The 12,286-nt window shown below is 38.3% G+C and carries 16 protein-coding genes; 13 read left to right on the forward strand and 3 right to left on the reverse strand.

All coding sequences use genetic code 11. The features are described 5' to 3' along the window. Positions 1-44 precede the first annotated feature (44 nt). The 7 genes from H6607_11090 to H6607_11120 all read left to right on the forward strand — a co-directional run bounded on the left by H6607_11090 (position 45) and on the right by H6607_11120 (position 6,895). On the forward strand, positions 45-1,805 hold the full coding sequence (locus tag H6607_11090; protein ID MCB9262907.1) for a hypothetical protein: 1,761 nt from the start codon (positions 45-47) through the stop codon (positions 1,803-1,805). Next, positions 1,802-2,356: a sigma-70 family RNA polymerase sigma factor gene (locus H6607_11095; GenBank protein MCB9262908.1), complete on the forward strand. Its 555-nt coding sequence runs from the start codon at positions 1,802-1,804 to the stop codon at positions 2,354-2,356. The genes H6607_11090 and H6607_11095 overlap by 4 nt, the downstream gene beginning before the upstream one ends. Further along, on the forward strand, positions 2,353-3,609 hold the full coding sequence (locus tag H6607_11100) for a hypothetical protein (protein ID MCB9262909.1): 1,257 nt from the start codon (positions 2,353-2,355) through the stop codon (positions 3,607-3,609). The genes H6607_11095 and H6607_11100 overlap by 4 nt, the downstream gene beginning before the upstream one ends. A gap of 80 nt (positions 3,610-3,689) precedes the next feature. Then, positions 3,690-4,748, forward strand: coding sequence for an endonuclease/exonuclease/phosphatase family protein (locus tag H6607_11105; protein ID MCB9262910.1), 1,059 nt, complete (start codon positions 3,690-3,692; stop codon positions 4,746-4,748). After that, positions 4,749-5,558: a VanW family protein gene (locus tag H6607_11110; protein ID MCB9262911.1), complete on the forward strand. Its 810-nt coding sequence runs from the start codon at positions 4,749-4,751 to the stop codon at positions 5,556-5,558. Between the two features lie 61 nt (positions 5,559-5,619). Beyond that, a complete protein-coding gene (locus tag H6607_11115; GenBank protein ID MCB9262912.1) occupies positions 5,620-6,006 on the forward strand; it encodes a hypothetical protein in 387 nt (128 codons plus the stop codon). Between the two features lie 52 nt (positions 6,007-6,058). Continuing rightward, a complete protein-coding gene (locus H6607_11120; GenBank protein MCB9262913.1) occupies positions 6,059-6,895 on the forward strand; it encodes a rhomboid family intramembrane serine protease in 837 nt (278 codons plus the stop codon). Here the strand turns inward: H6607_11120 and H6607_11125 are convergent. Further along, positions 6,892-7,413 (reverse strand): hypothetical protein, encoded by a 522-nt coding sequence (locus tag H6607_11125; GenBank protein MCB9262914.1) that lies wholly within the window; start codon positions 7,411-7,413, stop codon positions 6,892-6,894. The genes H6607_11120 and H6607_11125 overlap by 4 nt on opposite strands. A gap of 29 nt (positions 7,414-7,442) precedes the next feature. After that, complete coding sequence (locus H6607_11130; GenBank protein ID MCB9262915.1) at positions 7,443-7,940, reverse strand: nucleoside deaminase; 498 nt, start codon at positions 7,938-7,940, stop codon at positions 7,443-7,445. A gap of 74 nt (positions 7,941-8,014) precedes the next feature. Here H6607_11130 and H6607_11135 point away from each other — a divergent pair, with 74 nt between their 5' ends. The 3 genes from H6607_11135 to H6607_11145 all read left to right on the forward strand — a co-directional run bounded on the left by H6607_11135 (position 8,015) and on the right by H6607_11145 (position 9,128). After that, positions 8,015-8,401 carry a group III truncated hemoglobin gene (locus H6607_11135; GenBank protein MCB9262916.1) on the forward strand — a complete coding sequence of 129 codons (387 nt, stop codon included), beginning with the start codon at positions 8,015-8,017 and terminating at the stop codon, positions 8,399-8,401. Between the two features lie 68 nt (positions 8,402-8,469). Next, positions 8,470-8,940 carry a DinB family protein gene (locus tag H6607_11140; protein ID MCB9262917.1) on the forward strand — a complete coding sequence of 157 codons (471 nt, stop codon included), beginning with the start codon at positions 8,470-8,472 and terminating at the stop codon, positions 8,938-8,940. After that, on the forward strand, positions 8,940-9,128 hold the full coding sequence (locus H6607_11145; GenBank protein ID MCB9262918.1) for an RNA-binding protein: 189 nt from the start codon (positions 8,940-8,942) through the stop codon (positions 9,126-9,128). Before H6607_11140 ends, H6607_11145 begins: the two co-directional genes overlap by 1 nt. A gap of 1 nt (position 9,129) precedes the next feature. On the opposite strand, the gene H6607_11150 is transcribed toward H6607_11145, so the two are convergent. Then, positions 9,130-10,119 carry a hypothetical protein gene (locus H6607_11150; GenBank protein ID MCB9262919.1) on the reverse strand — a complete coding sequence of 330 codons (990 nt, stop codon included), beginning with the start codon at positions 10,117-10,119 and terminating at the stop codon, positions 9,130-9,132. A 220-nt stretch (positions 10,120-10,339) separates the two neighbouring features. On the opposite strand from H6607_11150, the gene H6607_11155 reads away from it, so the two are divergent. From H6607_11155 to H6607_11165, 3 genes are read left to right on the forward strand one after another with little or no spacing between them, the layout of a single operon-like run. Continuing rightward, on the forward strand, positions 10,340-10,984 hold the full coding sequence (locus H6607_11155; GenBank protein ID MCB9262920.1) for an outer membrane beta-barrel protein: 645 nt from the start codon (positions 10,340-10,342) through the stop codon (positions 10,982-10,984). An 18-nt stretch (positions 10,985-11,002) separates the two neighbouring features. Further along, on the forward strand, positions 11,003-11,572 hold the full coding sequence (locus tag H6607_11160) for a CDP-alcohol phosphatidyltransferase family protein (GenBank protein ID MCB9262921.1): 570 nt from the start codon (positions 11,003-11,005) through the stop codon (positions 11,570-11,572). A 16-nt stretch (positions 11,573-11,588) separates the two neighbouring features. Then, on the forward strand, positions 11,589-12,278 hold the full coding sequence (locus H6607_11165; GenBank protein MCB9262922.1) for a phosphatidate cytidylyltransferase: 690 nt from the start codon (positions 11,589-11,591) through the stop codon (positions 12,276-12,278). Positions 12,279-12,286: the final 8 nt, after the last annotated feature.

The following is a 12,286-nucleotide window of genomic DNA, read 5'->3' on the forward strand; positions in this document are numbered from 1 at the left end:
AGAACATACGTTCACTCACTCATAAGAAAAAAAAGACAAAAATTATGAGTTCAAAAATAAAATATAGCGTTTCAATCTGGTTGCTTTTGGTGCTATTGGTAGCAGGATGTAAAAAAGATACTGAAGAGTTTATTTATGATGATGAAACAAAGTACAGCACCACGATTAGAGGTGTGGTGCTCGACAATCAAAACAATCCGATTATGGGTGCAGTTGCCTCTTTTAATGGCAAGAAAGCTTCAACCGACGAATACGGAGTATATGAATTTGCCAATGAAAAGGTGGGTAGTCAACACAATTTTATTACAATAAATAAGGCGGGGTATTTTGAAACCTGTCGGACTTTTAGAACAGATAAAACGGGTGTAATAAATCTGCAGACAAAATTAATCCAGGCTTTTTTCAACAACAGCTTTGTGGCCACCAACTCATCAACGCTGACGGCGGGTGCAGTAACCCTTGATTTTCCGGCAAATGCTATTGTTACCGAAAACGACAATCAACCATATAGCGGAACAGTGCTGGTGGCCATTGCACATATAGACCCAACCACCATAGATGGCACGTATCAAATGCCCGGCGATTTGTCTGGGTTGAATGCCAATGACCAACTGTTGGCACTAAACAGTTATGGAATGGTGTATGTTGAAATGCAAACCCCGCAAGGTTTAAAACTCCAAATAAAACCCGGCTCCACCGTAAAAATGACTACCGAAATTCCACCATTAGCACTTGGCGAAGCACCATCAAATGTGCCTATGTGGCATTTTGATATGTCTGCTGGCCTTTGGAAACAAGAAGGTGAAGCCACAAAAAATGGCACCTCTTATAGTGCCGAAATTCCGCACTTTAGCTGTTGGAATTATGATGCCCGAGAAGAATCGGTTGTGGTATGTGGCCGCTTGGTAGATGAAAACGGCAACCCTATAACCGGTATTCACTTATTGCTTTCTGCCATTGATGCCAATTGGGGAGGTCACGGTTTTGTTAATGCCGATGGAACCTTTTGCGGAAGAGTTACCAAAGGTAAAGTGTTGAATGTAAAAATTCAGGAATCAACCATCTGCTCGGGTGGTAAAGGTTTTGAAATTTTTGGTCAAATTGGCCCATTTTATTCAGAAACAAAGTTGGGCGATATAGTAATAAAACTGCAAGGTACTTCTATAAAAAAGCTAAAAGTAAAAGCCCAATTTGAGGATTGTAATGGCAACAAGGTAACAAATGGTTATGCTTTAATAAATCATGAATTGGTATGGATAAATCAAAATGGTGAGGCAAATGCCATAATCCAGTATTGCATTAACAGACCAAGTCAAATAACATTATATGCCTTAGACAGAGGCAATAAAAAATATGTTCGCGATTCGTTTGCTGTTACATCTGACGATATAGATTTAGGGTTAATCACAATTTGCCAAGACATTGTCGATTTTATTGAAATAAAAAGTTCGGGTTTAAATACAGATACCGTTGCCTACGACGAAATGTATGCATCTAACAAAGACACCAACATTATCCTGAGCGGGTACATTTTTCATTCAAAAACATACATTAATTTCAGTTTTAACCCCGGTACCAACACCAGTGGCACGTTCCCGATTGGTCGCACAAACATTGCCATAGATTCCAGCCAAAGCAATGCTTCTACCAATTTATTCTTCTCTGCCAACCCCATTGGTTCGGTAACCTTTACAAATAATACAACAAAAAAATACTATTCCGGAAATTATTCTGTAACATTGAGTACGGAGAACAACTCCCGAACTGAAACCTTTACAGGAAATTTTAAGGTATCGTATAAGTGACAATAGATGAATGCCTTTCAGGGTGTATCAAGCACGACATAAAGAGTCAGAAATTTCTTTATGAAACCTACCGCAGGCAAATGCATGGCATTTGCCTGCGGTATTGTAAGAATGAAGATGATGCCGCAGATGTTTTGCAGGAAGGATTTATAAAAGTTTTTAAAAATATCGGACAATACCGAAACGATGGAGAACTTGCAGCTTGGATTAGAATGATTATGATACGAACTGCATTGGCATCGCTCAAAAAACAAAAGGACTTTTTGCCTATTGAGGAACACATAAAAGAAGCCGGAGAATATGAAATGAACATAAATTTTGATTCATTTACATTCGACAAATTGGTTTTGCATTTAAGGTCTTTGCCCACCGGCTATCAAGCTGTTTTCAACCTTTTTGTTTTTGAAGAACTTAATCATCAGGAAATAGCAGACATATTAAACTGCTCGGAAGCCACTTCAAGATCTCAACTATTTAAAGCCCGCAAAGCCATGCAAAAACTGATAATGCACGACCAACAATTAAACAAATTAGTAGCACACAGGTTATGAAAAACAAACACACAGACAATCGTTTTCGTCAAGTAGCAGAATCATACAGCGGTAATTCTCCCGAATTTGTGTGGGACAACATTGAGGCACAATTACAACCTGCCCGAAAAAAAACTATCTTTTTTTGGCTTTTCGCCTCAATTTCGATTTTGGGCATTGCCGGTTTTTTCTTTTTTAAAGGAGCAAAAAATCAGGAAACGGAAGTTGCCAAATCGGAGACAGAATGGAGCAGTTACAACAATCAAATGCCAATAAAACCAACTAAAAATACCGAGAAAACGGTAACAACCGAATCCGCCAATATTGGTTCATTTACAAAATCGGCACAACTCATTCTTGAGCCAAAACCATTATCTCCCGAAGAAAAACCATTATCATCCGGTTCGTTGAAAATTGAAAGTGACAAGCCAGAACGATTTATTGAAAAGGAGAAAAATGAAGATTACCCGATTGAATCATTAAGCTCTGCTGATGATTCAAAAACATTGATGATTGAAGAGGAAGAAGCAGAAAATATAAATGACTTTAAAAAATCTGATGAAGAATGTCCCGTTTTTACAAAAAAGAGAAAGGCCAGATTCTTTGTCGGACTCTCAGGATTAGCTGGACTTCATAACACGACCATGACGGGCGGAGAACTGGCGGAAGTAAGAAATTCGACCGAAAATGAATGGTACACTTGGGGTGTGAGAGGCAAAATAGGTATTATGATTACCAATTCCTTTTACACGGGAGTTGGGGCAAATTTTATACAACAAAAAGACAAATTTTATTACGCACAAGAGGCCGTAACAAGACTCATTGTTGACATTGACCCAGTAACAGGAGAACCAACAAACAGCTACACCGTAAGCGGAAAATTTGTAAGCGAAGGAGAAATAAAATACAAAACATTCGACCTCGGCATTTTTGCCGGATACCGAAAGGCCATCAATGCCAACCTAAACAAACCCTGGTATATTGGCATTGAACCCATGTTGGTTTTTAACACAAAACTTGGCGTAAACGGAAAAACGATGGCCACAAATGGCGAAATATCAAGAGCAGAAAACAACACCAATATGTATAAAAAATCGCTCGGATTTGGTGCTTTTTTAAAATTATCTCTCGAAAAACAACTTACAAACAAATTGAGTTTTATGGCATCTCCATACTACCGAACCTATTTTAAAAATTGGAATGCTTCAGGCTATCCGGTATCTATAAATTCATCCGGATTTGGTATTGAATTGGGGGTTAGAAAAATTTTGTAAGACATACAAATATTAAAAATATCTTCACCATTGAAAGGATAATGGGTTACTTTTGAGAAGATTCTCTCAAAAAAACGCCGATGCCCGATTATTCAAAACTCAGAAAAACGAATAATGATACCAACGACCAGTTGAAACACAAAAAGCGGGTTTTGCAGAATATTCAACATTTAAGAACCCAACTTGATGATGTTCCGCAAAGCAAGCTCAACTACAACCTTCTCATTGCCACTTGGAATATTCGCGAATTTGACTCACCAAAATATGGCGACCGCATTGAAGAAGCCAACTATTACATTGCGGAAATAATCGAACGTTTTGACGTGGTGGCCATTCAGGAAGTACACCGAAATTTGGAAGGCTTGAACCGAGTGCTGAACCTGATGGGCAGCCATTGGAAATACATCGTTTCCGACACCAACGAGGGGTCGCCCGGAAATGATGAACGCATAGCCTTTGTTTACAATTCTCGCAAAATTGAGTTTGGCGGATTGGCCGGAGAGTTGGTCATTCCTCCAAAAGAAGAAAAAATAAAGGTTAATGGTAAAAACAAAACCATTTACAAACCCGTAAATCAGCTTTGGAGAACACCACTAATTGGCGGTTTTAAAGCCGGATGGGCCAAGTTCATGCTTTGCAGTGTTCATATTCAATGGGGCGAAAGTGAACTATCCCGAAAGGAAGAAATAGATTATTTGGCCGAATTTCTTAAAAAGAGGACGGAAGACCCCGCATCGTGGGCTCGAAAACTAATTTTGATTGGCGATTTTAACATCGAAAAAGTAAGTAGTCCACATTACAAAATGCTTGATGAAGCGGGCTACAGAAGTCACCCGGCACATGATAAAATAACCACTACTACCAGCAACAAAAAAGCACAATACGACCGCATGTTTATTAGAGAGAGAGATGAAGGCTTTAAAGTGCTAAGTGGTGGCACCATTGAATTGTTCAAACACCTCTTTACCGATGCCGACGAGCAGACATACAAACCCTTTATGAAACTGCAAAGTGGCGTTGCTGCAAAAAACTATAATGATTGGAGAACATACCAACTCTCCGACCACCAGCCGCTTTGGATGGAATTTAGGATTGAGTATGACGACGAGTTTTTGACCAAAATTTCGAATGAGTTTTGAATGAAAGAAAGAAAACTGCTATCACAAAGACACCCTATTTTCTACTTTTTGTCTGTATGGGAAAAACGCATTCGCAGAACGGCATATTGGCATTTTTCCGGAATAAAATATACCAAAACAAAAAGCATTGAAAAACTTCCGTATCGGGTTTTTAAACATCAATCAAAACTGCTGAAAAAATTGGGCGAGAGTGACATGATTTTGCAATACAACAAAATTGAGAACCTGAAACTGGTAGTCGAAAAAATTAACGGAACCCTGCTTCATCCCGGTGAGTCGTTTTCTTTTTGCAAAACGGTTGGCAGACCCACAAAACGAAAAGGTTTCAAGCTGGGTATGGAACTTTCTTTTGGCGAAGCCCGAGCGGGCATTGGAGGAGGTATCTGCCAGAGCAGTAATCTTTTGCATTGGCTTGCCCTACATTCTCCACTCACCGTTTTAGAAAGACATCATCATAGTTTTGACCCATTTCCTGACGATGGGAGAATACTGCCATTTGCCAGTGGAGCCACCGTTTTTTACAACTATCTCGATTTTCAATTGACCAATAACACACCGTGGACTTTCCAAATAAACTTGTGGATGACAGATAAATTGCTGGAAGGTGAGTTGCGAATTGACACCGAGCTTGATTTCAATTACCATGTATTCGAAAAAAAACACGCATTCATAAAAGACGACGAAAAATATTTCAGAACCAATGAGATTTGGAGAACCAAAAATGCCAAATTTAAAGCCGGGGCTTTGATAGAAGAAGAATTTTTATTTAAGAATTATTGTAAGGTTAAATATACTCCACAAGAATTATGATATACTTAGAGTCAAAAAAAAAATAAAAACGTTTACCTTCGATTTCCGTTAACAAAACTGTATGAATTCATTTAAGACTGTATTCCTTCCCATCGTTTTAACAACTCTCTGGATAAGTATTTCAGAGTTTATACGCAATACTTTTTTGATTCACGACCACTGGGTAAATCATTACACCTCGTTGGGTCAAGTTTTTCCTGAACAACCCGCTAATGGGGTAGTTTGGGGCATTTGGTCACTTTGTTTTGCTGTGATTATTTTTATTATTTCAAAAAAGTTCAATTTTCTTCAAACAGCTCTTTTATCTTGGTTTATAGGTTTTGTTTTGATGTGGTTGGTCATTGGCAACATGGGCGTGATGCCGTTTGGAATTTTGCCTTTGGCCATACCCTTAAGTTTGTTAGAGACCTTTTTTGCGAGCTATATTGTGCATCGATTGAAATCCTAAAAAATCATTTTTTGCAAAATCATCTATCAAAAAATAATCTCATTTTTGCCAAATGTCGGATATTGGAGTGGTTGGCTTAGTGCTTATTCTGGCCAACGGAATTATAAGTTACAAAGGTTTTGAGGATTACGATTGGTTTAACAGTCTCAAATTTGAGGTAGAACCAATTTTGGGTCAAAAAGACTACAAAAGGCTTATAAGTTCTGGCTTTTTGCACGTCAATTGGACGCATCTTCTGTTCAACATGTTTTCGCTGTATGCCTTTGCAGGAATGTTGGAACACGGCTTAGGCAGCCTAAATTTTGCCATCATCTATTTTGCCAGTTTAATAGGCGGAAATTTATTAGCTCTTTACATCCACCGACATCATGGCCGATATAGTGCCGTTGGAGCATCTGGGGCGGTATCAGGAATCATTTTCGCGTCCATAGCTCTGATGCCTGGCATGAATCTCTTTTTAATGTTTATCCCTATACCCATTCCAAGCTGGATTTTCGGTTTGGCGTATGTAGGCTACTCTATATACGGCATACGCTCAAACCACGACAACATTGGCCATGAGGCTCATTTGGGTGGAGCTATTATAGGTATGCTCATCAGCATTTTGCTCTACCCCCAAAGTGTAACCGTTAATTATTTGCCCATTTTGGCTACTGCCATTCCCACAGTCATTTTCATCTATTTGATACTGTACAAACCGCATGTGCTAAACATCGAAAATCCGTACAAACTTGAACAAAGAAATCATTTAACCCTCGATGATAGATACAACGAACGCCGAGCTGAAAGGCAAAAAGAACTGAACGAGCTATTGGAAAAAGTGAAGAGGCATGGGCTTGATAGTCTGTCTGAGTACGAACGAAAAAGGCTGGAAGATTTGTCGAATTAATTCGTTTTGGTTCTTATCCATTGCTTATTGGGCGTGGTGCAATCATACACCTCCACATCAAGGTAATTCCCTATGGCTAAAGCCTTTTCCACACCTTCTTCCGAATCATACATAAAAATTCGCTCTGGCTTTCGGGAGTTTACAAAAACAAATTGCAAATAGCATGTTCCTCGATGTTTGTTGTCTGAAATATTCATGGCTCCCATTATAGTAGGTACACGCAAATTACTTCCACGAACCACGCCCACCACTGAGATATAATCCAGATTTTCCAACGATTGCCAATCGCCCGATTTCCAACCTAAAAATGAACGGACATACCGCCATTTTAATCGTTTGCCATCTATTTCATAGCCATACCTAAACAATGCTAAAAAAATGGAAAATGCCATCAGGATCAAACCAAAAGTAACCGCATGATTGTAAAAAGCCAATAAACCAAAAATGCCAAGCAACCCAGCCACAAGCATGGTGGATTGTTTCCATTCTGTTTCGCAAAAAGTGATTGATTTTTCCATATTCTTCATACATCTGAGCTATTTATTTGTTACTGTTTATTACGAACATTGCTACCGAACATCCAAAAAATAGTTTTTTCCATAACGGCTTTGGCCTCCTTTTCTAAAAAACCACCAACCACAATAGGCGGTTTTCCAAAGAAAGGCCTAAACCGTTCCAGTTCATCATCTTGCAGTATTGGCCATTTTGTATGGCCGCCCATAAATGGCGAGGGCAATGCATAAACCACACGGCTTATTTTATACTCACGAATCATAAAAGAACACATGGGGCAAGGTTCGCAACTGGTATAAAGTGTGCAGCCACTCAAATCAGAAGTGCCCAAATGCTGGTGGGCGTTGTGCAATGCAATCACCTCTGCATGTTCAGATACCTTACTTTGAGCATCGTTTAAACCTTCAGCAATTAAATCATTGCCTTTGGCCACCAAACTTCCAAATGGGGCATCACCCCTATCCACACTTTGCTGTGCCAATTCTATGCATCGAAGCATAAAGCCTTTGTCTAATTCTTCTGTATTATGCATTAAGCAAAACAACGTATTTTTTTGATTTTATTTTTTAGCTTCGCAGCCGCTTATTTTTAGCTAAAAAATAACACATGAAATATGATATAAATACTTCTCAAGACGTTAAAAAACTGGTTGATTCGTTTTATGACAAGGTTAAAACCGATGATTTAATTGGTCATATCTTCACAAAAGTTGCCAGCGTAAACTGGGAAGTTCATTTACCCAGAATGTACACTTTTTGGGAAGCGATGGTTTTAGGAACCATAGCCTACACCGGAAACGCAATGGATCAACATTATATTTTGAGCAAAAAAACACCCCTCGAAAAAGAGCATTTTGATCGTTGGATGCACCTTTGGATTGATAATGCCAACAATCTTTTTTTTGGTCCAAACACCGACAAAGCCATCGAAAAAGCTCAGCAAGTTGCCGACTTAATGGTTTTTAAAATAGCTCAAATCAATTCAAAGCCTTAGCTTTGTTCAAAGATTGTATAAAGTGTTTTCCTCTTATTTGTGTCTAAATTTTCATTTCTTTGTTTAAGATGGCCTTAGCCCCTCAGCTTGCCCATAGATTTCGTGAGGTAATTTTGGATGGAACATGGATTGCTAACACCAATTTTAAACACCAAATTTCTGAACTTAGCGTCGTGCAAGCCACCACAAAAATTGGCAACTTCAACACCATTGCTTTACTCACTTTTCATGTAAATTATTATACATCTGGTTTGGTTCAAGTGTTTAAAGGCGGAACGTTAGATATTCGGGACAAATTCAGCTTTGATGCCCCCGAATTAAAATCGGAAAATGATTGGATAGAGTTGAAAGAAACACTTTTTAAAAATGCGGAAAGATTTGCTGAATTTGTCGAACAAATGACTGATAATGAATTAAATGCAGATTTTATTGACCCAAAATACGGCAGCTATTATCGCAATATTGAGGCTCTGATTGAGCATGCCTATTATCACTTAGGGCAAGTGTCGTTATTGAAAAAAATGATTGTTAACTCTTAATGGAGATGGTCATACAGAAATTAAAAGATGGTGCATTTTGCAATGTTATTGGTGGAACGCATAAAGGAAAAAGTGGAATTGTTCGAGATATCAATACCAGCAAAGCCGGGCATATTACCATTACAGTTGTTCAGGAAAGTGGGGTTCGTTTTAAAACTTTAGCCGAAAACATTGAAATAATAAGCTAAATCAACGACCCAATGAAGTTTCTTGAATCACCATCAATTTTTTGCGGAGCGACTGAAAAAATTGGTATCGCAATTTTTCCGACACCTCGCTGAGCAAAATAGACTTTAAACGAATTTGCTCAATCCAGCGGTCGCACTCTTCCGAAAAATGGGGGGTAAAGGTCATGAGTGAGTTGAATGAATTGAAGCTGACATACGTAAATGTTTTGTCCTCCCGATGAGCCTGAATGAGGTTGTTGCTCAAAAAAATATCGGATTGATACATGGCCAACGTACTTGAAATGACCCCGTCCGGTGTCTGAATCAATTTTCTTCCGGTCTCTGCCTCTCGTTCCAATTTATTGAGCAATGCAAACAAATCTTCCATAATCATTTCAAAAGTTTCGTTATCAACAAAAAGTCCCGAATCTATGTAATATTGAATTTGCTTTATGGTGCTGTCCAATGTTTCTGGTGCCCAAATTTCGGTAGAAGCTACCCCATGATAGTTTTTATAAATTCGTTCGGTAATTTCCTCATATTCAGATATTTCTTCATTAGCATCAAACCTTTTGAGACGATATTCCTCCAAATTTAGCACCGAGCGTTGCCAAAAAAACAGTTTAAACCTTCGTAAACTTTTAAACCCAAATTGTCTAAAATAGGGCAAGTCCATGGCCGTAATGGTCATTTTAGAATGGGGAACTTTCGATATTTCTTTTAACTCAAATTCGATGGTTTTCAGATATTCCACAATGCGAAATTTGTCCTGAAACATGGCATTGAATTGAAATGGCACCAATCGGCCACCATATTGAATGACCGAATCAAACGAAATATTGAAATGCAAGCAAATTTTCCGTATCTCGTCAAAAGTCAATGCAGTGGTGCCACGCATTCGTCTGTAGGCCGCATCAACGTTTACACCAAGTAATTCGGCCAATTCATTTGCCAAATTTTTCTCTCCCACCCCTTCTCTGCACTGCTCAATCAAGTCAATCTGCTCAGTCATTATTTTATTTTAATAAATAAAAACACAATTTTAACAATAAATATTATTTTACACTAATAACTTGCTCCATATTAAACATAAATAACACATATTAATTTAATATTTCAACAAAATTATTTAATTATTATACAAAATACTCAAAAACAGGAATGTTCCAAAATATTAAATTATTTATACCTAAAAGAACAATACAACTTTGCTTCAACAAAAAATCATTTTTATGAAAAAGTTCATTATATCCATGGTCATTTCTTCACTTAGTGTGTTGCAGGTTTATGCTCAAAGTGGTTCATTTTATTCCAACATTGCAGTATTGCAAACCAACCCAAAAGTGGAAGATTTAAAAGGAAAGTTTATCGACAAATCACTATCGGGTGTTGGTTTGATTGTTGGTTACGAGCTAAATGTAAACGAAAAGACACAACCTTATTTTGAATATCGACAAATGCGAACAGGGCATCAATTCTATTCCCATTCTTCTGGTGGAGCCCCGATATTACTTTGGCTTTTGGGCTTTGATGCAGATTATTCTCCCAAAGTAACAACCGAGATTAGTGCCATAAATCAATCAAATGCCGTATGTTTTGGTTTACGAACCGATTTGGGCAAAAAACCGGATGCCGGACTTTTCCTCAATTATGGCATGGGGGTTAGATTTGACAAAGTGCAGCAAACCACCACCAAACGCACCGATGGAAACCCAACCGAAATAAAAACGAAGGAATACGCTAACTCCAACTTTTTCTTTCAATTTTCCATAGGTAGCAGAATAAAACTCAACGAACAGATTGGGCTGAATGGAGAATTGGGCATATCAAACATGCCATTTGTTGTCGGGCTTGATTATAAACTCAATAAAAAATAATCGAAATTGCATCAAAAAATGATACAAAGAGAACACATAAACGTACCCAATTTGCTGTCGGGCTACCGATTGGTCCTGTTTCCGGTATTGGTTTATCTGTTGCTTACCGACAACTACAAACCGTTTCAAATCTTATTCATTATCAATCTGATAACTGATATTTTGGACGGATTTATTGCCCGCAGGTTTAATCTACAAACGGCTTTTGGAGCCCGGCTCGACTCGCTGGCCGATATGGGAAGTTATGCGGTGGCCATTGCCGCCATGTTTTTGTGGTATTTCGATTCATTCGGCAATTTGCTTTGGTTGTTTATTTTTTTCCTTGCCGCTTATGCTGCGGCCATGCTTTTCTCTATGGTCAAATTTGGTCAATTTCCGAGTTTGCATTTGTATAGTTGCAAAACTGCCGGCTATGTGCAAGGCATCTTCTTTTTCGTTTTATTTACCTACGGGTTTGTTCGTTGGCTGTTTATTTTGGGCATGATTGTGGGCTGTTTGGCATATCTCGAAGAGTTGGCGGTTTTGATAAAATTATCCGAATTAAAATCGAATGTAAAATCCATCTTCAAGTTAAAAAACAATGCCTAACCATTTGAAAACCATATTGATATTATATCCAACATTTTTGTTGGTAGCTCTGATTTTGCAACAAAAATTGCATATCAAAAACAAAGAAAACCCAGCCATTGGTTGGAAAAAATTTTTGTTTTTCAACCTTATTATGCTGTCTGCCATTTGTTTGATGACACTTTTTTCTCCGTCTGTTATTTTGCTGCACGCCATCATTTCCGTTGTGGGTTTTATAGAAATATGTCGTCACTCCAGCAAGTTGGCAACCAATCAAAAATTATGGATTTTGGCATTGATGCCATTCATTTTTGGAACATTTATTTACGCCTCCCTGGTGTTGAAGCAAGCCCTTATTATACCGCTGGTGGCCACCGCCATTTTTGATGGGTTTTCGCAGCTTACCGGCAAAATGTTTGGCATCAAAAAAATTGTGCCAACCATTAGTCCAAACAAAACTGTTGCAGGTTTTGCAGGTGGTTTGGCGTTTTGCTGGCTGTTTTGCGTACTGTATATCCAATTTTTCAACACTTCTTCAAAGCCAAATGTTTCCCTATTTTTTATCCCTATTCTTGCCTTTGCAGGCGATATATTTTTCTCAAAATTGAAACGAGTAATGCACATTAAAGATTTTGCAGACAGCCTTCCGGGGCAGGGCGGCATTCTGGATCGTTTCGACAGTTATATTTTTACAGCCATTGGGCTGCTATTGCTCCATCAATTTTAAAAAAAAGT

This window comes from Flavobacteriales bacterium, from assembly GCA_020635395.1.
Lineage (GTDB): Bacteria > Bacteroidota > Bacteroidia > NS11-12g > UBA9320 > UBA987.

What these genes read in the sequence shown, in the direction of transcription:
- H6607_11125 (MCB9262914.1), bottom strand. Translation starts at nt 7,413, where the DNA reads ATGGAAAAATCAATCACTTTTTGCGAAACAGAATGGAAACAATCCACC.
- H6607_11155 (MCB9262920.1), top strand. Translation starts at nt 10,340, where the DNA reads ATGAAAAAGTTCATTATATCCATGGTCATTTCTTCACTTAGTGTGTTG.
- H6607_11140 (MCB9262917.1), top strand. Translation starts at nt 8,470, where the DNA reads ATGGCCTTAGCCCCTCAGCTTGCCCATAGATTTCGTGAGGTAATTTTG.
- H6607_11150 (MCB9262919.1), bottom strand. Translation starts at nt 10,119, where the DNA reads ATGACTGAGCAGATTGACTTGATTGAGCAGTGCAGAGAAGGGGTGGGA.
- H6607_11135 (MCB9262916.1), top strand. Translation starts at nt 8,015, where the DNA reads ATGAAATATGATATAAATACTTCTCAAGACGTTAAAAAACTGGTTGAT.
- H6607_11160 (MCB9262921.1), top strand. Translation starts at nt 11,003, where the DNA reads ATGATACAAAGAGAACACATAAACGTACCCAATTTGCTGTCGGGCTAC.
- H6607_11090 (MCB9262907.1), top strand. Translation starts at nt 45, where the DNA reads ATGAGTTCAAAAATAAAATATAGCGTTTCAATCTGGTTGCTTTTGGTG.
- H6607_11120 (MCB9262913.1), top strand. Translation starts at nt 6,059, where the DNA reads ATGTCGGATATTGGAGTGGTTGGCTTAGTGCTTATTCTGGCCAACGGA.
- H6607_11100 (MCB9262909.1), top strand. Translation starts at nt 2,353, where the DNA reads ATGAAAAACAAACACACAGACAATCGTTTTCGTCAAGTAGCAGAATCA.
- H6607_11130 (MCB9262915.1), bottom strand. Translation starts at nt 7,940, where the DNA reads ATGCATAATACAGAAGAATTAGACAAAGGCTTTATGCTTCGATGCATA.
- H6607_11145 (MCB9262918.1), top strand. Translation starts at nt 8,940, where the DNA reads ATGGAGATGGTCATACAGAAATTAAAAGATGGTGCATTTTGCAATGTT.
- H6607_11110 (MCB9262911.1), top strand. Translation starts at nt 4,749, where the DNA reads ATGAAAGAAAGAAAACTGCTATCACAAAGACACCCTATTTTCTACTTT.
- H6607_11115 (MCB9262912.1), top strand. Translation starts at nt 5,620, where the DNA reads ATGAATTCATTTAAGACTGTATTCCTTCCCATCGTTTTAACAACTCTC.
- H6607_11105 (MCB9262910.1), top strand. Translation starts at nt 3,690, where the DNA reads ATGCCCGATTATTCAAAACTCAGAAAAACGAATAATGATACCAACGAC.